This window comes from Shewanella sp. S23-S33, assembly GCF_043359565.1.
Classification (GTDB): domain Bacteria; phylum Pseudomonadota; class Gammaproteobacteria; order Enterobacterales; family Shewanellaceae; genus Shewanella; species Shewanella oncorhynchi.
Genome location: NZ_JBHFFD010000061.1, coordinates 139,087 through 162,815, shown reverse-complemented (window position 1 = coordinate 162,815; position 23,729 = coordinate 139,087). Strand labels below are relative to the sequence as shown.

At 46.4% G+C, this 23,729-nt stretch carries 14 protein-coding genes and 1 pseudogene; 10 read left to right on the top strand and 5 right to left on the bottom strand.

Annotated elements, in window-relative coordinates:
• Positions 1 to 47: 47 nt before the first annotated feature.
• The gene (locus tag ACHA99_RS16655) at positions 48 to 1,415 is read left to right on the top strand and encodes an MATE family efflux transporter (protein WP_173246972.1); all 1,368 of its coding nucleotides are present in this window, start codon (positions 48 to 50) and stop codon (positions 1,413 to 1,415) included.
• A gap of 1 nt (position 1,416) precedes the next feature.
• Here ACHA99_RS16655 and ACHA99_RS16650 read toward each other — a convergent pair whose 3' ends face one another.
• Entirely contained in the window at positions 1,417 to 2,406 is a 990-nt protein-coding gene (locus ACHA99_RS16650; RefSeq protein WP_393943945.1) for a LysR family transcriptional regulator, read from the bottom strand.
• 128 nt (positions 2,407 to 2,534) lie between these two features.
• Between ACHA99_RS16650 and ACHA99_RS16645 the strand changes: the two genes are divergently transcribed.
• The 3 genes from ACHA99_RS16645 (at position 2,535) to ACHA99_RS16635 (ending at position 8,394) form a co-directional block, all read left to right on the top strand.
• Entirely contained in the window at positions 2,535 to 3,617 is a 1,083-nt protein-coding gene (locus tag ACHA99_RS16645; RefSeq protein ID WP_393943943.1) for an efflux RND transporter periplasmic adaptor subunit, read from the top strand.
• Positions 3,618 to 3,620: 3 nt separating this feature from the next.
• Positions 3,621 to 6,707, top strand: coding sequence for an efflux RND transporter permease subunit (locus tag ACHA99_RS16640; protein WP_393943941.1), 3,087 nt, complete (start codon positions 3,621 to 3,623; stop codon positions 6,705 to 6,707).
• Positions 6,708 to 7,407: 700 nt separating this feature from the next.
• Positions 7,408 to 8,394 carry a DUF3187 family protein gene (locus tag ACHA99_RS16635; protein WP_393943939.1) on the top strand — a complete coding sequence of 329 codons (987 nt, stop codon included), beginning with the start codon at positions 7,408 to 7,410 and terminating at the stop codon, positions 8,392 to 8,394.
• Between the two features lie 296 nt (positions 8,395 to 8,690).
• On the opposite strand, the gene ACHA99_RS16630 is transcribed toward ACHA99_RS16635, so the two are convergent.
• Positions 8,691 to 9,287, bottom strand: a complete 597-nt coding sequence (locus ACHA99_RS16630; RefSeq protein WP_393943937.1) for an FxsA family protein — start codon at positions 9,285 to 9,287, stop codon at positions 8,691 to 8,693.
• Between the two features lie 225 nt (positions 9,288 to 9,512).
• On the opposite strand from ACHA99_RS16630, the gene cutA reads away from it, so the two are divergent.
• The 5 genes from cutA to ACHA99_RS16605 all read left to right on the top strand — a co-directional run bounded on the left by cutA (position 9,513) and on the right by ACHA99_RS16605 (position 16,171).
• Positions 9,513 to 9,836, top strand: coding sequence for a divalent-cation tolerance protein CutA (gene cutA, locus ACHA99_RS16625; protein ID WP_263255581.1), 324 nt, complete (start codon positions 9,513 to 9,515; stop codon positions 9,834 to 9,836).
• Positions 9,833 to 11,668 (top strand): protein-disulfide reductase DsbD, encoded by a 1,836-nt coding sequence (locus ACHA99_RS16620; protein WP_393943935.1) that lies wholly within the window; start codon positions 9,833 to 9,835, stop codon positions 11,666 to 11,668. Before cutA ends, ACHA99_RS16620 begins: the two co-directional genes overlap by 4 nt.
• A gap of 181 nt (positions 11,669 to 11,849) precedes the next feature.
• On the top strand, positions 11,850 to 13,505 hold the full coding sequence (locus tag ACHA99_RS16615) for a cation:proton antiporter (RefSeq protein WP_393943933.1): 1,656 nt from the start codon (positions 11,850 to 11,852) through the stop codon (positions 13,503 to 13,505).
• A 295-nt stretch (positions 13,506 to 13,800) separates the two neighbouring features.
• The gene (gene galK / locus ACHA99_RS16610; protein WP_028761840.1) at positions 13,801 to 14,946 is read left to right on the top strand and encodes a galactokinase; all 1,146 of its coding nucleotides are present in this window, start codon (positions 13,801 to 13,803) and stop codon (positions 14,944 to 14,946) included.
• Positions 14,947 to 15,136: 190 nt separating this feature from the next.
• Positions 15,137 to 16,171 carry an aldose epimerase family protein gene (locus tag ACHA99_RS16605; protein ID WP_173246993.1) on the top strand — a complete coding sequence of 345 codons (1,035 nt, stop codon included), beginning with the start codon at positions 15,137 to 15,139 and terminating at the stop codon, positions 16,169 to 16,171.
• A 134-nt stretch (positions 16,172 to 16,305) separates the two neighbouring features.
• On the opposite strand, the gene ACHA99_RS16600 is transcribed toward ACHA99_RS16605, so the two are convergent.
• Together ACHA99_RS16600 and ACHA99_RS16595 are read right to left on the bottom strand one after the other, a co-directional pair.
• On the bottom strand, positions 16,306 to 16,710 hold the full coding sequence (locus tag ACHA99_RS16600) for a hypothetical protein (RefSeq protein WP_105251357.1): 405 nt from the start codon (positions 16,708 to 16,710) through the stop codon (positions 16,306 to 16,308).
• A gap of 490 nt (positions 16,711 to 17,200) precedes the next feature.
• Positions 17,201 to 18,202 (bottom strand): NAD(P)H-quinone oxidoreductase, encoded by a 1,002-nt coding sequence (locus ACHA99_RS16595; RefSeq protein ID WP_393943930.1) that lies wholly within the window; start codon positions 18,200 to 18,202, stop codon positions 17,201 to 17,203.
• A 409-nt stretch (positions 18,203 to 18,611) separates the two neighbouring features.
• Between ACHA99_RS16595 and ACHA99_RS16590 the strand changes: the two are divergent.
• Positions 18,612 to 21,728, top strand: a pseudogene (locus ACHA99_RS16590) (M9 family metallopeptidase).
• A 158-nt stretch (positions 21,729 to 21,886) separates the two neighbouring features.
• On the opposite strand, the gene ACHA99_RS16585 reads toward ACHA99_RS16590, so the two are convergent.
• Positions 21,887 to 23,704, bottom strand: a complete 1,818-nt coding sequence (locus ACHA99_RS16585; protein ID WP_393943928.1) for a sel1 repeat family protein — start codon at positions 23,702 to 23,704, stop codon at positions 21,887 to 21,889.
• Positions 23,705 to 23,729: the final 25 nt, after the last annotated feature.

Sequence of the window (23,729 nt, the reverse complement as noted above, 5' to 3'; positions counted from 1 at the left end):
TCCTGCTAGAATCTCGCCTCCGCTCGCTAACAAGGCACTATTTTTCCATGAAAGACAGACACGGGCTGCTCACCGCGCCAATTGGTCGTGTACTGCTCAACATGAGCCTCCCCAACTTAATTGGCATTATGACCATTCTAGGTTTCAGCCTCGCTGACACTTTTTTTATCAGCCAATTGGGCACCGAAGCCTTAGCCGCCATCAGTTTTACCTTTCCGGTGACCTTAGTGATCTCTAGCATCGCCATTGGTATTGGTGCTGGAGTCTCGACCAATTTAGGTCGACTTATCGGTTCGGGTAATGCCCACAAGGCCAAAGTGTTCTTGCATGATGCCTTATTGCTCACCTTTGTCTTGATCGCCAGTTTAGCCGCACTGGGTAGCATTTTTATTACGCCATTGTTTCGCTTACTCGGGGCAAACGATGACAGCTTGCCGCTGATCCACGACTATATGATTTACTGGTATGTCAGCGCACCGCTGCTGGTATTGTTGATGGTAGGCAATCAAGGCTTACGTTCCACTGGCGACACCCGCTCGCCGGCGATGATCATGGCGCTGGCGGCACTCATCAATCTTATCCTCGATCCGTTACTGATTTTTGGTATTGGGCCATTTCCACGTTTAGAAATCCAAGGCGCCGCAATTGCAACCCTGTTCGCTTGGTTGATTGCCTTATCTTTGTCGGGATATTTGTTGATTGTCAGGCGCAAAATGCTCGAATGGGCCGCCTTTGACATAGACAGAATGCGCGCGAACTGGAGCAAATTAGCCCATATAGCACAACCCGCCGCCTTGATGAATTTAATCAATCCACTAGCCAATGCCATTATTATGGCCATGTTGGCGCATATCGATCACAGCGCCGTGGCAGCCTTTGGTGCCGGTACTCGGTTAGAGTCAGTGCTATTAATAGTAGTGATGGCACTGTCGTCGAGTTTAATGCCCTTTATTGCGCAAAACTTAGGGGCAGGACAGCCACACAGAGCGAAAGAAGCCCTACTATTATCGATAAAATTTATCTTTATTTTCCAAACCTTACTCTATATCCCACTGATCTTTTTAGCCGAGCCTATCGCGCATTTATTCAGTACCGATCCACAGGTTATCGAATGGCTTAGTTTTTATATCTTAGTGCTGCCCTGCGCCTACGGACCTTTGGGTATAGTGATTATTGTCGCGACCTCGCTCAATGCCTACCACAGGCCTATGAGTTCATTAGTCATCAATCTGTGCCGCTTAGTACTGCTCATGCTGCCGCTAGCAGCCTTGGGATCGTATATAGGTGACGTTAAGGGCCTGCTGCTCGCGCTACCTGTGACCAATATTTTGATGGGAATTGCCTGTTACTGGCTGGCGCAGCGGATCTGTGAGCCCACAAAGATCACGACCGCAAACGCCATTAGCGAGGGGTAAACTAGCTTGATTTTTTAACGGGAAAGCGCAACACATCGTCTGAAAACGCTCCCGTAGAGGCTTTGCAGGATCGACGTGGGCCTTGCTCACTCATATTAGTCGGCACGCCGTCTGGCACTAACTCTTGCATTATATAGTCGATAAAGCGCCGACTGGCTAAACTTACGTAACGTCTTGATGGATAAGCTAAGAAGCACTCGCCTTGGTGGGGTTGGATTTCAGGTAATAAGGTCACTAACTCACCAGTTTCCACATATTCGGCAACGACTTCAGAAGGTGCATACACGATACCGCGTCCTTGCAATCCAAACTCAACCGCCACTTCAATACTGTTGGAGCAGAAATTGCCTCTGACTCTCACCTCTTGTTCTGAACCGATAAATAACTCATTAAAAATTTTGCCGTTGGATAAACGGAACATAGACACATTATGCGCTTCAATCTCTTTCGGTGTTTTAGGTGTACCGTGTGCCGCTAAATATTGCGGACTGGCGTAAAAACGTAAGTCAGTGGTAAAAATTGGCCGCACCACTAAATCTAAGGTATCCAACGCAGGCTCGACCACAAAGGCCACATCGAGATTATGTTTCACCATATCAACGGATTCTGAACTGCTGATGACTTCTAAGGTGAGTTTAGGGTGCATATCCATAAAGCGGAAAATGGCTTGCATCAAGATTTTCATGCTGTGGATGGGGAACATTTGAATACGCAAATGCCCGCTAATCTCAGCATCGTCATTGGTCATTTCGAATAGGGTTTCGTCGAGCTGAGCCAAAATATTCTGCGAGCGCTGGTAAAAATGACTGCCCGCAGAAGTGAGCGTCATAGAGCGGCTCTGACGGTGAAACAATTTAATGTTCAGCTCATCTTCCAAGGCTTGCAAACGCCGACTCACAGTCGATTTAGGTAAGTTAAGTAAATCCGCCGCTTCAATCAAACTACCGGTTTCAGCAATTCGGTGGAATAACGCTAAGTCCTCTGTCTTCATTTTGACCTTAAGTTCAATCTCATTATGTGGGACTGATATTCCCAAATTATCCCGTTTATTGCAACTAATTTAGCTGGTATCTTCGCGCTCAGAAATGCTGACAATTTGTTAACTAGGAAATCTCCACCATGAAATTATATCGACTCTTGCCGCTGACAATGCTGCTTCCAGCCCTGATCAGTGGTTGTTCGCCTGCGGAAAGTTCAGTGCAAGTGGCAACAATTCGTCCGGTTAAACTGTTTGAAGTACTCAATGTAGAAGACGGAGATTTCAGAACATTTCCAGCCCGCGTTGCCGCCAATAGTCGCGCAGAATTATCGTTCCGCATTTCAGGACAATTAACAGAATTGGCATTAGTTGAAGGGCAAAGAGTCACTCAAGGTAGCTTACTCGCAAAACTTGATGACAGGGACGCCCACAATAATTTAATGACCCGCGAGGCGGAGCATGAACTGTTAGCCGCTGACTTTAAACGTAAAGTTGAGCTACTCAATCGCAAGCTGATTTCACAATCTGAGTTTGATAGCACTCAAGCGCAACTCAAATCGGCCACCGCCGCCTTAGCCGCTGCACGCGATCAACTGAGTTACACCCGTTTAACGGCGCCTTTTAGCGGTACAGTCGCCAAACGTTTAGTGGATAACCACCAAATAGTGCAAGCAAACCAAGGGGTATTAACATTACAAAACAATAATTTGCTCGATATTAGCATTCAAGTTCCCGAGTCGATGGCGGCGGGTTTGAAACAATATACCGATCAAGCTCACTTTGCAGCTAAAGTGCGTTTTAGTGCCTTCCCCGAGCAAAGTTTCGATGCCAAATTTAAAGAATACTCGACTCAAGTCACACCGGGTACCCAAGCCTATGAAGTGGTGTTTTCGTTACCTCAACCTCAAGATATTCAGTTACTTCCAGGAATGAGTGCCGAGTTGACCTTAGCCTTAGTCAAAGATCCTAGTGCCCTCGCGTCAACGGTAGTGCCAGTGACCGCTATCGATAAGCGCGACCAAGATGGCCAAGTGCAAGTGTGGATTTATCAAGCGCAATCGGGTGAAGTAAAACCGACGATGGTGACGTTAGGACGCGTGAGTAATCAAGGTGTTGAGATTTTAACGGGCGTCAACAAGGGCGATCTCATCGTCAGCGCTGGAGTGTCTCAATTATCCGATGGCATGAAAGTCAAACCACTACGCTGGCAGCGTGGGGTGTAATTGATGAACATTGCAGAGTATTCGATACGCCACAAAGTCATCAGTTGGATGTTTGTGTTGCTACTACTCGTGGGTGGTAGCGTCAGTTTTACCGGTTTGGGGCAACTAGAATTCCCCGAATTTACCATTAAAGAAGCTTTAGTGATCACGGCTTATCCCGGTGCATCGCCTGAGCAAGTTGAAGAAGAAGTGACATTACCGCTCGAAGATGCCCTGCAGCAACTCGACGCCATTAAGCATGTGACTTCAATTAATAGTGCGGGTTTATCACAAATCCAAATCGAGATTAAAGAAAGTTACGATAAAACCAGCCTGCCGCAGGTGTGGGATGAAGTGCGTCGTAAAGTTAATGATGCTGCGGGAAACTTGCCGCCGGGCACAGCAATGCCACAGGTGATGGACGACTTTGGCGATGTGTATGGCATTTTATTTAACCTTTCGGGACCTGATTACAGCAACCGCGAGTTGAGCAATTACGCCGACTATCTGCGCCGCGAGCTAGTGCTAGTACCTGGAGTAAAAAAGGTTTCTGTTGCTGGCAACGTCACCGAGCAAGTCGTGATTGAAATCTCCCAGCAAAAGCTGTCGGCACTGGGGTTAGATCAGAGCTATATCTATGGTTTAGTGAACAATCAAAACGTCGTCTCTAACGCGGGCAGCTTAGTGATTGGCGATAACCGTATCCGCATTCATCCCACGGGCGAATTTAGCAATGTGCAGGATCTCGCGCGTTTGATCGTCAGCCCTCCGGGTAGCTCTGAGCTGATTTACCTTGGCGACATTGCTAATATTGAAAGGGATTATGACGAAACCCCTAACGTGCTTTATCACAATAAAGGTGAAGCAGCATTATCGCTGGGGATTTCTTTCTCTAGCGGTGTGAATGTAGTCGAAATCGGGCAAAAGGTCAGTGACCGTTTAGCCGAGCTTGAATCACAACGCCCAATCGGCATGAATTTAGCGACGGTTTATAATCAGAGTCAGGCGGTAGATGAGACAGTTAACGGCTTCTTAATCAACCTAATGGAATCCATTGCCATAGTGATCGCCGTGCTTCTGCTGTTTATGGGATTGCGCTCAGGCCTGTTGATGGGCCTGATCTTACTGCTGACGATTCTAGGTACTTTTATCGTGATGAAAGTGCTCGGGATTGAGCTACAACTCATCTCCCTCGGCGCACTCATTATTGCCCTTGGTATGTTGGTCGATAACGCCATTGTCGTTACTGAAGGCATTTTAATTGGTATCCGTCGCGGTAAGACCCGTTTGGAAGCGGCCAAACAGATAGTGTCCCAAACCCAGTGGCCGTTATTGGGCGCGACTGTGATTGCCATTATTGCCTTTGCCCCCATTGGCTTATCACAAAATGCCGCCGGTGAGTTCTGCCGTTCTTTATTCCAAGTGTTGATGATTTCACTGTTTATCAGCTGGATCACGGCCATCACACTCACGCCGTTTTTCTGTCATCTGTTATTTAAAGATGCGCCGAGCGATGAAGAAGCCCAAGATCCCTACAAGGGCTGGTTCTTCAGCTTATATCGCACAAGCTTAATTATAGCGCTGCGCTTTAGACTGGTGAGCATACTGCTGGTTATCGCTATGCTTTTCAGCGCTGTGGTGGGCTTTGGTCATATCAAAAATGTGTTCTTTCCTGCTTCTAACACGCCGATTTTCTTTGTGGATATCTGGATGCCAGAGGGGACTGACATCAAGGCGACCGAGCGTTTTACCGCTGATATCGAGAAGTTAATGCTTGCGCTGGACGAGCAAAAAGACGTTGGGCTAAAACACTTAACAACCGTTATTGGCCAAGGTTCGCAGCGCTTCGTACTGCCCTATCAGCCAGAAAAAGGCTATCCCGCCTTTGCCCAGTTGATTGTAGAAATGCAGGATTTAGACGCAGTTAAAGCCTATATGCCAGAATTAGAAACCTTGTTAAATCAACGTTTCCCGCAGGCACAATATCGTTTAAAAAACATGGAGAACGGCCCTTCGCCCGCCGCCAAAATTGAGGCACGCTTTTACGGTGATAACCCTGAAGTGCTGCGCGCTTTAGGTGCTCAAGCCGAGGCGATTTTCCACGCAGAGCCGAGCATGGATGGTATACGCCACAACTGGCGTAATCAGGTGCCGCTGATCCGTCCGCAACTGGAAAATGCCCAAGCGCGCGAAACAGGCATCAGCAAGCAAGATCTCGACAATGCCCTATTGGTTAACTTTAGCGGTAAGCAAATAGGTTTATACCGAGAAACCAGCCACTTGCTGCCCATCGTCGCCAGAGCGCCCGCCGAAGAACGTTTGCAAGCGGACAGCCTGTGGAAGCTGCAAATTTGGAGCAGCGAACACAATACCTTTGTGCCCGCCACCCAAGTAGTCAGTAGCTTCAACACTGAGTGGGAAAATCCGCTGGTGATGCGCCGCGATCGCATGCGCATGCTCGCAGTAATGGCCGATCCTAAGCTTGGTAGCAATGAAACCGCCGATTCTGTACTGCGCAAAATCAAAGACCAAGTCGAAGCGATCAGCTTGCCCGCGGGTTACCGCTTGGAATGGGGCGGTGAATTTGAAACCGCAGGTGAAGCACAAGCGTCGGTATTTAGCTCAATTCCCTTAGGTTATCTGGCGATGTTTTTGATTACCGTATTCTTGTTCAACTCAGTGCGTCAGCCCTTAGTGATCTGGTTTACTGTGCCACTGGCCTTGATTGGGGTTTCAGCGGGACTCTTGTTGTTCGATGCGCCCTTCAGCTTTATGGCACTACTCGGATTACTGAGTTTGTCGGGCATGGTGATTAAAAACGGTATTGTCTTGGTCGATCAGATCAACCTCGAGCTCAGTGAAGGTAAACCAGCCTATTTTGCCTTAATCGACTCCTGTGTCAGCCGTGTTCGTCCAGTGATGATGGCCGCGATAACCACTATGCTCGGGATGATACCGCTGATCCCCGACGCGTTTTTCGGTTCTATGGCGATTACGATTATTTTCGGTCTAGGCTTCGCTTCTCTGCTGACGCTCATCGTACTGCCAGTGATGTACAGCCTAGTATTCAATATCAAAGCGACGGCAACAGGAGGTCAATCACCCAACTAACCTGCTCCGCATTTTATCCAAAAACGCTTCCCGGCGCGGCCAGTCAGTCCCTATGCAAGTGGGCTGGCTGGCCATTTCATTTTTGATCTATTACGGTTTGAGGGACAATTTAAACAAACACATCCATTAGATGGACAAGTTTGGCAAACTGAGATTGATCTTTAATTACGATAACTAATATGACTAATAAATAAATATATTAATTAAAAACATGAACTATCAGTTCCATATTTTCACCGCTAATACGGGACAATTACCAGTTACACACATTTACATGAGTAAATGGCAGCGGTATATTTAGTGCCGATTATTCATTTACAATGTTATCTGTAATACCACTACCTATAACTAACAGCATAAATAATGTTATTACTTTGTTGAAATACTAATTTGTGTTTGAGAAATATCATGAAATTACGCTTTGATAGCGTCCAGGCAATGAGTAAACAGACAATATTACTGGCAGTTATTAGCACTTTACTAATACTCACTACAATCCCGTTTATCTGTAGGTCATTCTGGCTCGCACTTGTACTATTATGGTATGTTTTTTGTAGTTTTTAATTCTAAAATAAATTAGAAAGCTGTCGAATCAAAAATTTTATTGCTTCAAATAGAAAATTTTCAGTCATTTATACATAACATCAGCCTCCCTACAAAAAATTGCTTTTAATAGAGATTAGCTAAAAAAGAGTTTTCGATGAAATATGCAAAGAAAATTTTATTTGTGACTATTAGAGCACCTCTAATTTATACGGTAATATTTTTACCGAGTACTTTCGCAGAAAATATCAATTATAGTCATTATGGGCCACTTCGTGTGCATGCCCAATCACCTACACAGGCGGGTAGCTTAACGCCTCTGCTTCGTTCAGGATTTGCACTGCCTGAAGGGAAAAAAGAGATATACGGATCTGCAACAGTAGCAAGTGTATGGGCTGAAACTGACGATTACTATGCTGACTATTATCATAATTCTCTTAATGGTGGAATAAAGTGGCAACTCACTGAAAAATGGATGTTTGATACTAATTATAAGTGGAGTTTTAGTGGGGATAACCATCTTGACTCGGTCACTATCTGGTTTCATGATGCATTTGGTGTGGGTCAAAATGGCCGCGACAATACAATCAAAGACAAAAACCAAATATTTTCAAAGAATGGTATAAATCAACCTGATCTTTCTGGCGATACGCTAACGAATGCCCTAAATTTCTATTTAGAATATCAATTGCTTAGTGAGGATAATTATGGTCTATCAATAGGTGGCAGCTTATATTACAACCATGTTAATTCTGGCCCATTTGTAGATAACCGTTTTGAACAAGCATTACAGCTGAATTATAGCTATACATCTGGAATGCATCATTTTTACTCCACAACAGGTATAAGCTTTAGACGAAATGATGAAAGTCTATCTGGAATAGACTATAAAGACCATGCTGTAATGTTATCTTTAGGTTATGAGTATTTAATGGGACGCCATGGTTGGCTTATTGAATTACATCATTATGAAGGTTTACTCAAAACAGATAATGACTTTTCAAAACCTTCTCACGAAGTATTTCTAGGCTATAGGTATTATCTGAATAACAGTGCAATTGAATTTACTATCGTCGAAAACCTACTCAACATGGACAACAGCACTGATATTGCTTTTTCTCTTGGGTACAGAGTCATGATTTAAAAATAACTTACTTTATCGCATGAATGCGATCAAAAAGCTTTTCTCTGAATATCATGTTAACTCTTATACCTGAGTGGGCGGGTTATTAGTATTGGAGTTTTTTTAAAAGTGAAATGGCTATTACGGGGGAGGTGAACCAGCGGCACAGGTCAGATTGATTCAGTGGGCCACTGGTATCTAAGGCATATTAGGGAGAAAACTCAAGCGAATAAACGCGATAATCAACTGAGTTAATCCAATAACAAACTAACGCAACAAGCGACTAAGACAATACGAGACTAATACTAATACTAATACTAAGTCTTAGGATCTTTATCCTGTTCTTTGTCCTGCGCTTTATCAGAGAGTTGATGGCTAGCGGGTTTGATATCACTTGGATCGACTTTATGTTCAAAGTCTCCCTCAAACACATTACCGTCTTTTTTCACACTATCATCAAATGGCACTTGGCCAAATGGGTCCTGTGGCTTAGGCCCAAAGGGACCTTGGCCCGCTTGAAAGCCACCGTGCATTGTGCCCTGTAAACCGGCAACAACCCGTAACTGCATGCGTTTGAACAGCAAGGCAGCAATGGGGCGACGGGTTAATGGCGTCAAGAATAATAGGCCAATGGCATCGGTCACAAAACCGGGGATCACGAGCAAGATGCCCGCCATTGCTAACATCATACCTTCAACGATTTCTTGCCCCGGTGCTTCACCGCGGGCGAGTTTTTGTTGTACTTGCATTAAGGTGTTTAAGCCTTGGCTGCGAACCAAAGAGACCCCGAGCACGGCGGTAAACAGCACTAAACCTATGGTAGTCCAAGTGCCAAGCACTTCACCCACACGGATCAGCACCGACAGCTCTATTACTGGGATCAGCACAAAGAGTAAAAAAATAATGAAAAACATACCGACCTCAGGTTTATCTGACTATCTCTGTAAACTAAATGGGGGTTATCCGGTCTTAATTCAAGTCAGGATAACCATTAGGACCAAGTAAGGGAGCAAAACACTGATATTTAGCTCACCCTTTTGTTAACCCGCTAATGTATGAGACCATTAAAACACGTAAAGTAGCCTAACGGAGTTGGCTTAAGCGAACTTTAAGATTCTTAAGAGACGATACCTAACACCATGCAGCGTCAGTATTTAGTGGTTAGCACAACCTGCCCCGATGAAGTACAAGCCAATACCTTGGCCCGAGCTTTAATTGAGTCGCGTATTGCCGCTTGTGTTCAGATTTCCGCCCCGATACGTTCAATTTATGCTTGGGAAGGAAAAATCTGTGAAGAGCAAGAATTTAGCTTACAGATTAAATGTTTACAAAGTCGATATACAGAGTTAGAACAACTTGTGCTTAGGCTTCACCCTTATCAAGTACCCGAAATTATTGCCGTGCCTGTGACCCACGGGCTACCAGCCTACTTAGATTGGATAAAAGACAACACTCAGCCATGAAAAAACTACTCAGCCTTATTTTCACTTCTTTATTGCTTCTTGCGCCCTTAGCTCATAGTGAAGGGGTTTTCGGTAACAAATTCGACTTCATGAAGGGTGAGCCTGAATTGATGCCTGTCGATCAAGCATTTGCCTTCGATTCCAAGCAAGAAGGTAATCAGGTCAAACTCAATTGGGTGATTGCCGACGGTTACTATATGTACCGCGACAAGCTTAAATTTAGCGTCAATGGTGCCGAGTTAGGCACGGTCGCTCTACCAAAGGGAAAGCCCCATGAAGATGAGTATTTTGGTAAGCAAGAAGTCTATTATACCTATGTCGATATTCCCGTTGGCTTAAAACAGGCCGATGAAAATGCCACACTCACAGTGACCTTTATGGGTTGTGCCGAGGGTAAATTGTGTTATCCACCGACCAAGCATGAAGTCGTTTTAAAGGCGATTGCAGCCAACGATGGTTTAATTGCAGGCGCCGAATCAACCACGACGACTGAGCAAACCAGCACTGAGCCAAGCACTGCCGATAAAGCCAATACGCAACCCATTACTCAGCAAGATACCCTGAGCCAAATGCTGTCGAACGACAGCTTAATTTGGACTTTAGTGATTTTCTTTGGTCTAGGTGTAGGTCTGGCATTAACGCCCTGCGTATTCCCTATGTATCCGATTTTGTCGGGTATTATTGTCGGCCAAGGGCAAAAACTCTCAACCGCAAAAGCCTTTACCTTGTCCATGGCTTACGTCCAAGGCATGGCAATCACTTACTCTATCTTAGGGTTAGTGGTTGCATCGGCGGGACTAAAATACCAAGCGGCATTACAACATCCTGCCGTATTAGTCGTACTCGCGATTTTGTTCTTTGTGCTCAGCTTATCTATGTTTGGCCTATACGATTTGAAACTGCCATCGAGCTGGCAGGAGAAGATGAACTCAGTCTCGAATAATCAAAAAGGCGGCAACTTAGTTGGTGTGTTCTTGATGGGCGTGATTTCTGGCCTTGTCGCATCACCTTGTACTACCGCGCCGCTGTCGGGTGCACTCGTTTATGTGGCGCAAACCGGCGACCTACTCCAAGGTTTCTTAGCCCTGTATGTACTCAGTATGGGTATGGGATTACCACTACTGATTATCGGCACCTCAGGCGGTAAATTATTACCGAGAGCCGGCGCTTGGATGGACATCATCAAGACTATCTTCGGATTCCTGCTGATCGCTGTATCTATCGTGATGCTTGGCCGTATTTGGACAGGCGTAGTATCCGATGTGCTTTGGTCACTGTGGGGCGTAAGCTTCACCGGCTACTTGATGCATCAGAACAAACTCAGTGAATTTAACTGGAAACAGACTGTCCGTTCAGTGCTATTAACGCTGGCGCTACTGGCGAGCTTCTCCTACGGATTCCAAGCTGTGATGGGACACTTTGGTTTTAATAACAATTCCGTAGGCCCTGTGGCGACGACCGAAGAAGTCCATGGCTTTAAACGCATTAAATCCATTGAAGATCTTGAGCAAGAAATTGCAGCCGCTACCGCCCAAGGTAAGCCTGTGATGCTCGATCTGTACGCCGATTGGTGTGTTGCCTGTAAAGAGTTCGAAGCCATCACCTTTAAAGATGCCGACGTGTTAGCCCGCATGAATAAAATCGTACTGCTACAAGCGGATGTGACTAAAAGTGACAAGGTCGATGTGGCCTTACTCGAAAAATACAATGTGCTCGGTTTGCCTACGCTGTTGATGTTTAACGAACAAGGTGAGCAAAGGGAAGATTTACGCGTGACTGGTTTTATGGGCCCCAAAGATTTTGCCACCCATTTAGATCATCTCGTGAAATAGTAACGATTTAGGCTTAGACCAGCGGAGTGATTTAGTTCGCGCGTGTTTTAACAGCCAAGTGTATTTACCGCAACACCAATAAAAAGCGGACTTTTTTCATTAAAAGTCCGCTTTTTTATCCAAGTGTCATAGATTTCTTATACAATCACTTACAATTTTAGACTTTTTAGATTGGAGCATCATGGAACCAGGCATCCTCATTATTACACTCATCTGCGGCATGCTCGTCAGCCGTATAGGACTCCCTCCGCTCATCGGCTACTTAGTGGCAGGCTTTGTACTGTTCATCTTAGGAATAGATAAAGAAAGCCTGCCATTACTGCAAGAACTCGCCAGCCTAGGCGTCACTTTGCTGTTATTCGCCATAGGGTTAAAACTCGATATTCGTAGCCTGTTCAAGGCCGAAGTATGGGCGGGTTCGAGTGTGCACTTAGTACTCTCGATCGTGATTTTTGTGCCGATTCTGAAACTCTTCGGCTTACTGGGCTTAAGCCAACTCACGAGTCTGAACCTAGAACAACTGACGTTAATTGCCTTCGCGTTAAGCTTCTCCAGCACCGTATTTGCGGTCAAAGTGTTAGAAGATAAAGGCGACGTGCAATCCCTCTACGGCCGTGTCGCTATTGGTATCTTGATTATGCAGGATATCTTCGCCGTACTGTTTTTAACTATTTCTAAAGGCGATGTACCTTCGGTATGGGCCTTTGCATTACTCTTACTGCCACTGGCTAAACCGCTCATCTATAAAGCGTTCGACCGTGTCGGCCACGGTGAACTCTTAGTGCTCTTCGGCCTAGTTATGGCACTCGTGGTTGGCGCTTGGTTATTTGAATCTGTTGGTTTAAAACCCGATCTCGGCGCACTGATTATCGGTATCTTGTTGGCGGGCCACAAAAAATCCTCCGAGCTGGCAAAATCCCTGTTCTATTTTAAAGAACTCTTCCTCGTCGCCTTCTTCTTAACCATAGGGCTCAACGGCTTACCTACGGTATCGGATATCGTCCTCGCGGCGCTATTGGTGTTGTTAGTGCCACTTAAAATCCTGCTGTTTGTTTACATTCTGACTCGCTTTAAACTGCGTTCACGTACCTCTATGTTGGGCTCGTTTAACCTAGGTAACTTCAGTGAATTCGGTTTAATCGTCGCCGCAGTAGCCACCTATAAAGGTTGGTTACCTCCTGAGTGGCTAGTGATCATCGCCGTGGCATTAAGCTTCAGTTTTTTACTTGCCGCGCCACTTAACGCCACCGTCGGTAATATCTACCAGCGATTCCAGCAGCGTTTAATCAAGCTCGAAAAACGCCCGTTACACCCAGAAGACAGACCTATAGCCATTGGCAATCCACGCTTTTTAATCTTAGGCATGGGCCGTATTGGTAGCGGTGCCTATGATGAACTCAGGGAACAATTTGATGGGGAAATTCTCGGTATTGAACACAAGCAAGACTTAGTCGACTTACATAAAACAAAGGGTCGCAATGTAGTGCAAGGTGACGCCTCAGATACCGACTTTTGGGAGAAACTCGACAGAGCACCTAATCTTGAACTGGTACTGCTAGCCATGCCGCACCACGCGGGAAATATGTTTGCAGTTGAGCAACTCAAAAAACTGAATTATCAAGGCAAAATCAGTGCAATTGTGCAGTACAGTGACGATGCAGCGGCGCTTCGAGAATCTGGCGTACACAGTGTGTACAACCTGTACGAAGCCGCAGGTGCCGGTTTTGTGGATCATGTGATTTACGAGCTATTGCAAAACTCGGAGAAAAACACAGTTCAAGCGGAAGATACTGTACAAGTGCCTGATCCTAAACTTAATGTGGAGCCACGCAGTTAAGGGCCTGCTAATGCTGCATTAAATTAAAATCACGCCATAACAGGTCGCACAAACGAGCAGTAACATCCTCTGCTAGTTTGTGCGGCATCCAACTAAATGCTGACTAATCTTTACAAATCAATTAACTAGATAAAACACTCAATACGCTATTTTGCCTCCTCATCCCAGTATCGATTTACTCATTGCAGCCTATCGCCATTTCAGCAAAAAATCTCAGTTACATCACTGACTCAGTCGTGATATAAATCGATGACGGTAACGAAATTAGCTCAGCTTTTTTGGAATTTTTTACAGCATGTCAAACCCTGCGCAGCGCGCCACTAAGTTATTTGTCCAAACCTTTGGCACTAAAGCCGATGATTTATATCAAGCCCCTGGGCGCGTCAATCTGATCGGTGAATACACGGATTACAACGACGGTTTTGTACTCCCGGCAGCCATTAATTTTCATACAGTGATTGCGGTAAAACGCCGTGACGATACTAAGTTTCGAGCCGTCGCCGATGCGTTTCCCGGACAAATTAAAGAGTGGGTTTTCGGCCAAGAAAACGACATGGACCCGCAAGATGGCTGGGTGAATTACCTCAAAGGTTTTACTGCGGCTATGGCGCAAACTGGCTTATTAGCCAAGGGCTTAGACTTAGCCATTGTGGGCGATGTGCCACTTGCCGCAGGTCTTTCATCTTCGGGCGCACTCGTTGTCGCCTTCGGTACAGCCATTAGTGATACCAGCCAACTGCATTTATCCCCAATGGCGGTGGCGCAACTCGCACAGCGCGGTGAGCACAGGTATGTTGAGTCGGCCTGTGGCATCATGGATCAAATGTGCAGCGCCATGGGTGAGCAAGACCATGCACTACTGATTGACTGCTTAGATCTCGATAGCGAAGCCATTCCCATTCCAGAAAACCTAAGCCTTATCATCATAGATGCCCATATCGAGAAACAACGCTTAGCCGCGACCAACGAACAACGTCGCACTGAGTGTGCACAAGCGGCAGAGTACTTTGGCTTAGATGCACTGCGTCACCTCGATTTACGCCAACTAGAAAGTGCAAAGGCCGATTTAGATGAAGTGCTATACCGCCGGGCGAAACACGTCGTCACAGAGAACCAAAGAACTCAAAATGCTGCTCGCGCCTTAGAGCAAAATAACATCCAAAAATTCAGTCGTTTAATGGCTGAATCCCATGCTTCACTGCGTGATGATTTTGAAGTCACACTGCCCGAATTTGATACTTTAGTTGAAATTGTAAGCCAAGTGATCGGCGAACGTGGTGGCATCCGCATGACCGACGGCTGCGTGGTCGCCTTGGTCGACCATGAACTGACTGACGCTGTTGTTGCCGCCGTTGAACATGAATTCTTCGAAAAAACCGCCATCGATGCCACAGTGTATTTATGTTCCGCCAGCGCTGGCGCAGGGCGCATAGATAACTAGCCAGAACAGGCAATTTGCTAGAACAAGCACTTAGCCGCACTTAAATCAAAAAAAACCTAATAGAATGACTACACCGTCGATAACATACGAATTCATCACTGAACTTTATGCTGTTGATGGCAAATAATAGGGTTAACATACTCATTTAACACAATAAGCAGTGAGCATATTCAACACAGAGGGAAGCTAAATGGTACGTTTCAGTGTTTTGGATCCTTGGACCGATCCCCGCGGCGGTGAAATCGAACGGGTTCGGATCGACAATGGCATACTCGCATTAGAAGTCATCAGCTTAGGCGGTATTATCCGCGCTCTGTGGACCCCTGATAAACACGGCGAACGTGCCAATATCGTTTTAGGTTGTGATAGCGCCGAAGATTACTTGACCCAATCGGCTCATTTAGGTGCCATTGCAGGCCGCTTTGCAAATCGCATCGCTAACGGCAAAATGCACTATCAAGGTCATGATTATCAGTTAGATGTCAACCAAGCGACTAACTGTTTACACGGCGGCCGTGAAGGGTTTAATCGTAAAAACTGGCAACTAGGTCAACTCCCCGATGGTGTGCGTTTGACCTTAATGAGCCCAGATGGCGACATGGGCTTCCCCGGTAATTGCACAGTTCAGCTGGATTACCGTCTCGCAGGCAATAATTTGTACGTAGAAATCTTAGCCTCGGTCGATAAAGCCTGTCCCGTAAGCCTCACCCAGCACAGTTATTTCAACCTCGATGGCTCAGAGACCAATCACGAGCATCTGATGCAAATCGATGCCAAGCGCTATCTCACCATGAATGATGTCAGTGTTCCCACTGGGATTGCCGATACAACTGGGTCGATTTTCGATTTAAGTCAACCAATACGCTTAGGTGACAAGCTGCATGCCGCTGAACTCGCAAGCACTCGCGGTTATGATCACTGTTATATGATGAATAATCCCGATGGCTCACTCGCCCGTTTTGGCTGTTTAAGCAGCCCCATTAGCGGTCGTGCTATGACGGTTTATACTAATCAACCGAGTGTGCAGCTGTACTGTGCTAATTTTTTAAATGGCACAGTAGGTCGCAATCAACAGGTATTAAATCAACATCATGCTGTGTGTTTAGAGCCGCAGATGCTGCCAGACTCACCGAACCAAGGCGAGCGCTTTGGTGATGACGTTTGGTTAATGCCAGGCAAGGTTTATCACCACATCAGTCGTTATCAGTTCGATACCGATGCGTAGCAATTCGCAATAAAAATTGAGAAAACGAGGAAAAGCGCGGTTTAGCAGAAGGGAATAAATAAAGCGATAAGGAATAAAATAAACACTACTTTATTCCTTACACTCACAGTGTTAGCCCTTAGGCCGACACTGTGTTAATCATCAAAATCATCGCCCCAATCATCGTCAAAATCCACGCCAACGGCATCAGATTCGACTTCTGGTTCAACTTCAGGCTTCGCCTTACGTACAGGCGCAGTTTCCTTCACGTTGTTCAAGTCAATGCGAGCTTGATGTTTACTCATAAATTGAGATCTTGCCGCCTTCCATGCACCACCAAACTTAGCCTCAGCAGCTTTTAACGCAGCCTCATCTAAGTCGTATAGGTTCACTTTGACTATATCTTCCACATACTCAATGATCGCATCGCGATCGGTATTGTATAGGTAGATACGTCCTGGGGAGGCATCGGGCAGCTGGTTGTCATGGACGACAATCGCGTTGCCTTTCGATGTTCTCAGCTCACCATACCAAACCTGTTTCTTTGCTGTGTTATACATATATGCTAATACCCTTAAATCAACACATACACCATGAGTTTTTTAGCCTGAATAAGCGAAGCATCGCTTGCTTTGATCCACGAATAGCGCCTGAAAGTCTCTGACGTTTTCAACTGGGTATTTTTACAGAATATTTCCGATAATCAATGCCTCATACCATGAAATTTTCACTAATTACGTATTAATTTCTGCCAAAGTACCCAAAAAGTTTAATCATTAACGACTTTAGTCTAAAAAATCGACGCGGCAAGTTTTATTCCCAAGAAAAAGCAATCATATCTATGGTGTTTGATGAGTCATCAACGTTAACAATTCGAGGTTGCTGTAAAGTTAACCATCAAGGTTATCCATGAGGATTTAATTACAGCGCTACAAACTCATATTTACCGAACAATGACTAAGCCACTATGATGTCAGAATGTCTTCTAGATTGACTCGAATGGCAGCGACTTAAAGCAAATATGTCGCTGCAAAATCCAGTATGCCTAGCTCAAATGACAGTCAGTATTACTTTGCCCCTGTGCTCACCCGACTCCATCAAAGCATGGGCTTTAGCAGCCTGTGCTAATGGAAAGGTTGCAAAAATATTGGGGACAATTTTATGGGCGTTTAACAACGGCCAAACTTTCTCAAATAATTCAGCGGCAATGGCTGCTTTGGCCTCCACGCTCTGCGGTCTTAGGGTCGACCCTGTCCACATGATACGTTTTGCCATCAGGCGGAAAATCTCGACCTCGGCTTTAGGCCCCCGTTGCATGGCTACCGACACCATACGTCCGTCCATCGCTAAGGCTTGTAAGTCGAGATTGATAAAATCGCCACCCGCAATATCAAATACCACGTTTACGCCCTTATCTTGAGTGAGTGCCATCACAGGTTCAACAAAGTTTTGAGTACGATAGTTGATGACTTCAGCGGCACCAAGGCTCAAGCAATAATCGCGCTTCTCATCCTGTCCCGTCGTCGCTATCACTTTTGAACCCAGCGCACTGGCTAACTGAATAGCCGTACTACCAATGCCACCTGAGCCACCGTGGATCAGTACCGTCTCGCCCGCTTTGAGTCCCGCACGCATAAACAGGTTACCCCATACGGTGAAGAAGGTTTCTGGCAGCGCTGCTGCCTGCACATAACTAAAACCCGTCGGGATCGGCAAACAATGGGCAGCATAGGTGAGCACATACTCGCCATAACCGCCGCCCGGCACTAAGGCACATACCTTATCGCCAACTTGCCATTGGCTCACGCCGTCACCGAGGACACAAATATCCCCAGCAACCTCAAGACCAATAATCGGTGATGCACCCGGTGGCGGTGGATACGCGCCCACCCTTTGTTTAACATCGGGGCCATTCACTCCTGCTGCATGCACGCGGATCAACACTTGCCCCGCCGCAGGGACAGGCAAAGGTGAGCGCGATAGCCGCATCACCTCGGGCGCTCCAGGTTGCTCAACATGAATATGGGTGTACTCGCTTGGTAAAGCTGACATAAAAGCTCCAGTGAGAATGGCACCAACCTAATAGCAGATTGCTATGCTTAAACGGTTCGTTTGCTAAACCTTAATGCGGCTAAGCTAGCGCAATTTCAAGCCAAATAGCCACAGTTATTCCATTCTATATTCCATCGCACTAAATCAAGCGGCTGACGTTAACCATTTGAACTGAAAGCTGAACCTAAGCTGAACAGAAAAGATGTATCAAAAACATATTATGACAAATACTAGATATATTAAAAACTTACAGCCATTATTCTGAGGCATTATTTGCTGGCTGCGATGTTTGTCGCGCTATTGTTATCACGCAAATAATCCAATGAGGTTTGATGCAAGTCTGTGTTAAATGCATCAAATAACGCCCAAGGAAGATCTGCTTTGCAGACTAGATAACTACGGATACACAATGAAAAACACACTACTCTTCGCAGCAATTAGCTTAGCGATTGCAACTCCCGTTCTTGCCCATAACACTCATGCAAGCCCCCCATTAGGCAACAACACACCAAACAGTTCACCAGCTCAACCCGTCCCGCCACCGCCCTCTGCACCGATTAGCTTAATTGAATCACATAGACCACTGCTACGGGAGACGCCATTGATGGCATCCCCTAATGATCCGACGATGACAGAGCAGCCTAAGATTCATTCACGCCAAAAACGTCAGATAGAGGTCTCGGAACAACCCCCACTTAAGTTGCAGAATCGTAGCGCCGCGATGCAAGTCAGCGACTGCAGTGACTTTGTTGGGAAATCAGGCCAGGCACTAGTCAATGAACTGAGCCAATCTACGCCAGAATGTGTCGGTAAACTCTATAGCCTCAAAGGCAGTAGCGCGACCGCACTATTTAGCGAGGCCAATGTGATCAGTGTCGCCAACGCCATTGCCACTAAAGCAAAGGACTACACTGGGGTCGATATTCAGCATCTTGAGTCGCATATTTACTTTGTCCGCGCGGCCCTTTATGTGCAGTTTTACAGCCCAAATGATGTGCCCGCTTACAGCAATGCTGCTAAGGTCAGCTTAAAATCTGCCCTTAATGCTTTATTTGCGAACGCTGCGATTTGAACTGTCTCCGATGCTAATGCTGGTGTGTTGAAAGAAGCCTTAATCCTGATTGACTCAGCCGAGCTCGGCGCCGAGTTTAATCATGTCACTATCAAAGTGCTTACGGACTATGATGCTAATTGGCAAGCCAGTTTCGCCATGAACGCCGCAGCAAACTCAGTGTTTACCACCTTATTTCGCGCTCAATGGAATGATGACATGCAGGCGCTGTTCGCGCGTGATCAAGAGATTTTAGATGCGCTAAATAACTTCCAACTCGAACATCGCGACTTGTTAGGCACCAATGCAGAGTACCTTTTGGTCAACTCAGTTAAAGAGTTGTCTAGGCTGTATTACATTGATGCCATGCGCCCACGAGTGACCCAGCTGGTCAAAAACATCCTCAACAGCACCAGTAAAACCGAACCGAGCAAAGTGCTTTGGTACGCGGCGGCAGAAATGGCCGACTATTACGATCGCAGCCATTGTAACGATTACAATATCTGTGGTTTTAAGGCACAGTTAGAAGCCGATGCTTTACCTTTCAACTGGAAATGCTCCGACAGCCTCAAGATCCGCGCCCAAGATCTCTATCAAGATCAAGCCAAGTGGGCCTGTGATGTGCTGACCAGCCAAGAAAGCTATTTCCACAGTAAACTCGAAACGGGCATGCAACCCGTGGGGCAGGATAACAACGATGACTTAGAGCTAGTGATCTTCGGCAGTTCGTCTGAGTATAAATCCTTAGCCAACAGTATATTTGGTATCAGTACCGACAATGGCGGCATGTATTTAGAAGGTTCGCCCGCTGGACTCAAAAATCAGGCACGTTTCATCGCCTATGAAGCCGAATGGCGCACGCCAGATTTCCACGTCTGGAACCTGCAACATGAATACGTACACTACCTCGATGGACGCTATAACCTGTTTGGTGACTTTAGTCGTGGCACTTCGGCCAATACCATTTGGTGGATTGAAGGCCTCGCGGAATACATCTCTTACCGTGACGCAAACCCTGCGGCCATTGCCATGGGCGAAACCGGTGAGTATATGTTATCGACCATCTTCAAAAACAACTATGAATCTGGCCAAGACCGCATCTATCGCTGGGGTTATCTAGCGGTGCGTTTCATGTTTGAACACCACAGGGACGATGTGAGACAGATTCTAGCCTACCTACGCAACGATCAATATGCAGAATATCAAGCCTTTATGGATAATATCGGCACACGTTACGATAACGAATGGCAGGGTTGGCTCGCCAGTGGTTTAAGCACGGCTGACGATGGCATAGTCGATAAGGGCCCAAGTGATGTCGACGCTGAGCCCAGTGGCCGCGAAGGCAACTGGACAGGACCCGCGGGCACTATCAGTAAGGATTACTCACCTTGCCAAGTGACGAACGAAGCCTACCGTTACACTGAATCGGCCAGCCTGAAAATTGATGTGCCGATGGAATGTATCGATTCAAAACTCGGCCGCGCCAGTTTCAGCTTCACTAATACCGATCGCACAGCCCAAGAGCTTTGGATCAAGATTGGCGGTGGTTGGGGAGATGCCGACATTTATTTCGATTCTAGAGGCTGGGCAAGCCCTGAGCAAAACCAAGGGGCTGGTATCGGTAATGGTAATTATCAAGTGATTAAGGTGCAGTTAAACCCTAACGAGTATTGGCACTACATTACCTTATCGGGGGACTTTGGCGGTGTCGATATGCAAGTCAGCACCACTGAGCTATTTGCTGATATCGACCCCGATCTGGGGGATGGCGGCGTGGATCCTGAGCCACCAGCCAATTGCGGCGCAGTGACCTTAGATTACGGTAAGCTCACCCTAGGCAAAAATGAATGCATCAGTGGCGGGCGTAACAGCTTCTACTTCTGGGTTGAGGAAGATAACACCCAGTTCACTGTCACCACTAAGGGCGGCGCTGGGGATGCCAATATTTACTTCAATGCCAGTCAGTGGGCCGACGCAGATAATGCCGATGCAAAGAGCGCTCAAGCAGGAAATCAAGAATCGCTTAGCTTCAGCGCCAATCGTGGCTGGCGTTATATCACGATTGATACTGCCACTGAGTTTAGCGGCGTAACACTGACCTTAAGCACAGGCACGAGTAACACACCCGATCCGGTGCTCATTGCCAACGCCTGCGCGACGCAATCACCTTTAAGTTATGGTGAGCTCAGTGCTGGCAAAGCCATTTGCACCGCAGATGGGCGCAACGATTATTACCTTTGGGTACCAGAGGGAACGAATCAGCTAAGCATCAACTCCGCCCACGGCAGTGGTGATGTTAGCCTGTTTTCGGGGACGACTTGGGCGAATGCTCAACACTTCGATGCAGCCTCTGTGACACCCGCCAACACGCGGGAAAGCATCACAGTCAATGCGCCAAACGTGGGGTGGTATTACATCACAGTGCAAAGTGAACCCCAGAGTTCAGGTGTCGCACTGCAGGTTGATTTACGCTAGTTTGATGACTCGCATTGCTTAAATAAGCAGTTTTAGCCATTACGCATAAATCAAGCATTTGAATAAATAACAAAATCCCTGCTTCGGCAGGGATTTTTATTAACGATAAGCTGAATAAGCGACACTGACGTCATAGAGTCTTTAGCGGCAATACGTTATTAGCGCCCCCCTTCGAGCACTTGCACTCTCTCCTTGGCCCTTGCTGCATAGTCGTTTGAAAACCGCTCTGCCATTTCAATGCTCTGCTGATAAAGCGTTAACGCTGCTTTAGCATCGGCCGGTCCACCCTCGCCTTTATCTAACAGGGTTGCGAACTGGAAGTAAGCATTGCCTAGAATATCCGCCTGCAAACCTTGTTTAGCACCCAAGGTTGTCACTTTTTCTAACCAGAATCGCGCGTTAACCGTATCTCGATAGGGTTCCAATAGCAGGATATTGGCAAGTTCAGCGGCGGCGTAAAGATCTCGCTCGGCGGCAATGATCCAAAACTCCTCGCTCTGCTCAAAATCCTCTTTAAAGTAGTAATAGGTTTCGGCAGCATCTCGCGCTAAATCAGGTTGAGCTTTAACGCTTTGGCGATAATTTTCCAATGCCGTTGTGGCATTAAAGTAAGGGGAGCAAGATAACACTTGATAAAACGCCATCAGACTTCTTGCCTCAGGCAACCCTTGGTCAACTAGCTGATTTAACTGCTGCCATGCTTGCGTTTCACGAACCTTATCCGCACCTGTATTAACCAAGCCACGCTCGATAACCGATAAAGGTAAACGGATTAACTCAAGCTTTGCCGCGTTATCGCCAAAACTCGCGGCGCGCTCCAGCCAATAGATCTTTTCATCGGCACGCCCCGCGTAACCCGCTTGATCTCGCATCCAATGCAGCGCCTCAATATCGCCAGCTTCAGCGGCTTCACGGTAATATTTCTGTGCCTTAATTTTATCCTTGGGTAAGGCGTGCCCAAGCTCATAGATACGTGCCAAGAAGCGCTTATCTTCGGCTTTGGCACTCTGAGCTAACGTCTTGATTTGAGATTCAGGTTTACCATAGGCATACAATTCCACATCACCGTTAGCATAAGTATATTGAGTACCATCGGGATAATTCACCTCAACCGTATCAGGCTGATACCAGACATTGACCTCATACTGCTCGGCAATCTGTGGATTAAAATTCACCCGCATCACAGCCTCATCACCGCGGCGAATCGCTTGAGTATAAGGACTAGCCCATAGGCTAGAAATTTGCTGCAAACTGCTTTTCAGCCTAGCCTCGAAGGGTTTGTCTTCCTTAGGAGAATGAATAAATACTGGATAGTAAACTGGCGCTAAAGATAAAGGCGTAGTCGCAAGCAACGAATTATCCGCCTCGCTACCCGCATAAATAGGATCAATATTAAGTTCATGACTTAAATAAAAATCATCGTGGGGTGACACTTGGGTAGGCAACGTCGTTTGGCTAGCAACTTGTGCCGCATCCACAACAGAAGTGCGCTGCAACTTAGCAAGGTATTGTTGTTTAAGTGCTTTAGCCCTTTGCCACAACGGATGGTTCGGCAGTATTGTCACATCGAGCATTAAATCCTCAAGCCGCCACTGACAATCGCCGCCACCGTTCAAAGCTAAGGGCAGCGAAAACTCACTCGCTTTGCTACCACTGCTAATCACTTGCCGTAGCACTGAGGTTTCTTCGAATGTCGCGCGGTAGGGATTAGCAATATCACCACTGGGAAAACGGATTTCCTTTCGGGTACAAACAGATGAAACGTAATAACCGACAAGTTCTAATTGCGTATTAGCAGGTAATACACCAACAAACTCGAAACGCGGACTGTCTACAGGTGCAGTCACTTGATCGACGGGCAACTCACTACGAAATAAAGAATCCCAAAAAGAGGCCATGACGGGAGAGGCAAACATCAATCCAGCCGAGCAAGCCAAATATAAAAAAGCCCTATGAAAGCAATGTAACAAACTCATAATGCCAGCTCTCCGTCGCTGATGA

Coding starts and splice junctions, on each gene's coding strand:
- ACHA99_RS16615 (WP_393943933.1), top strand. CDS start 11,850: ATGGAACCAGGCATCCTCATTATTACACTCATCTGCGGCATGCTCGTC.
- ACHA99_RS16630 (WP_393943937.1), bottom strand. CDS start 9,287: ATGTTTTTCATTATTTTTTTACTCTTTGTGCTGATCCCAGTAATAGAG.
- ACHA99_RS16605 (WP_173246993.1), top strand. CDS start 15,137: ATGGTACGTTTCAGTGTTTTGGATCCTTGGACCGATCCCCGCGGCGGT.
- ACHA99_RS16600 (WP_105251357.1), bottom strand. CDS start 16,710: ATGTATAACACAGCAAAGAAACAGGTTTGGTATGGTGAGCTGAGAACA.
- ACHA99_RS16635 (WP_393943939.1), top strand. CDS start 7,408: ATGAAATATGCAAAGAAAATTTTATTTGTGACTATTAGAGCACCTCTA.
- ACHA99_RS16620 (WP_393943935.1), top strand. CDS start 9,833: ATGAAAAAACTACTCAGCCTTATTTTCACTTCTTTATTGCTTCTTGCG.
- galK (WP_028761840.1), top strand. CDS start 13,801: ATGTCAAACCCTGCGCAGCGCGCCACTAAGTTATTTGTCCAAACCTTT.
- ACHA99_RS16585 (WP_393943928.1), bottom strand. CDS start 23,704: ATGAGTTTGTTACATTGCTTTCATAGGGCTTTTTTATATTTGGCTTGC.
- ACHA99_RS16650 (WP_393943945.1), bottom strand. CDS start 2,406: ATGAAGACAGAGGACTTAGCGTTATTCCACCGAATTGCTGAAACCGGT.
- ACHA99_RS16655 (WP_173246972.1), top strand. CDS start 48: ATGAAAGACAGACACGGGCTGCTCACCGCGCCAATTGGTCGTGTACTG.
- ACHA99_RS16640 (WP_393943941.1), top strand. CDS start 3,621: ATGAACATTGCAGAGTATTCGATACGCCACAAAGTCATCAGTTGGATG.
- ACHA99_RS16595 (WP_393943930.1), bottom strand. CDS start 18,202: ATGTCAGCTTTACCAAGCGAGTACACCCATATTCATGTTGAGCAACCT.
- ACHA99_RS16645 (WP_393943943.1), top strand. CDS start 2,535: ATGAAATTATATCGACTCTTGCCGCTGACAATGCTGCTTCCAGCCCTG.
- cutA (WP_263255581.1), top strand. CDS start 9,513: ATGCAGCGTCAGTATTTAGTGGTTAGCACAACCTGCCCCGATGAAGTA.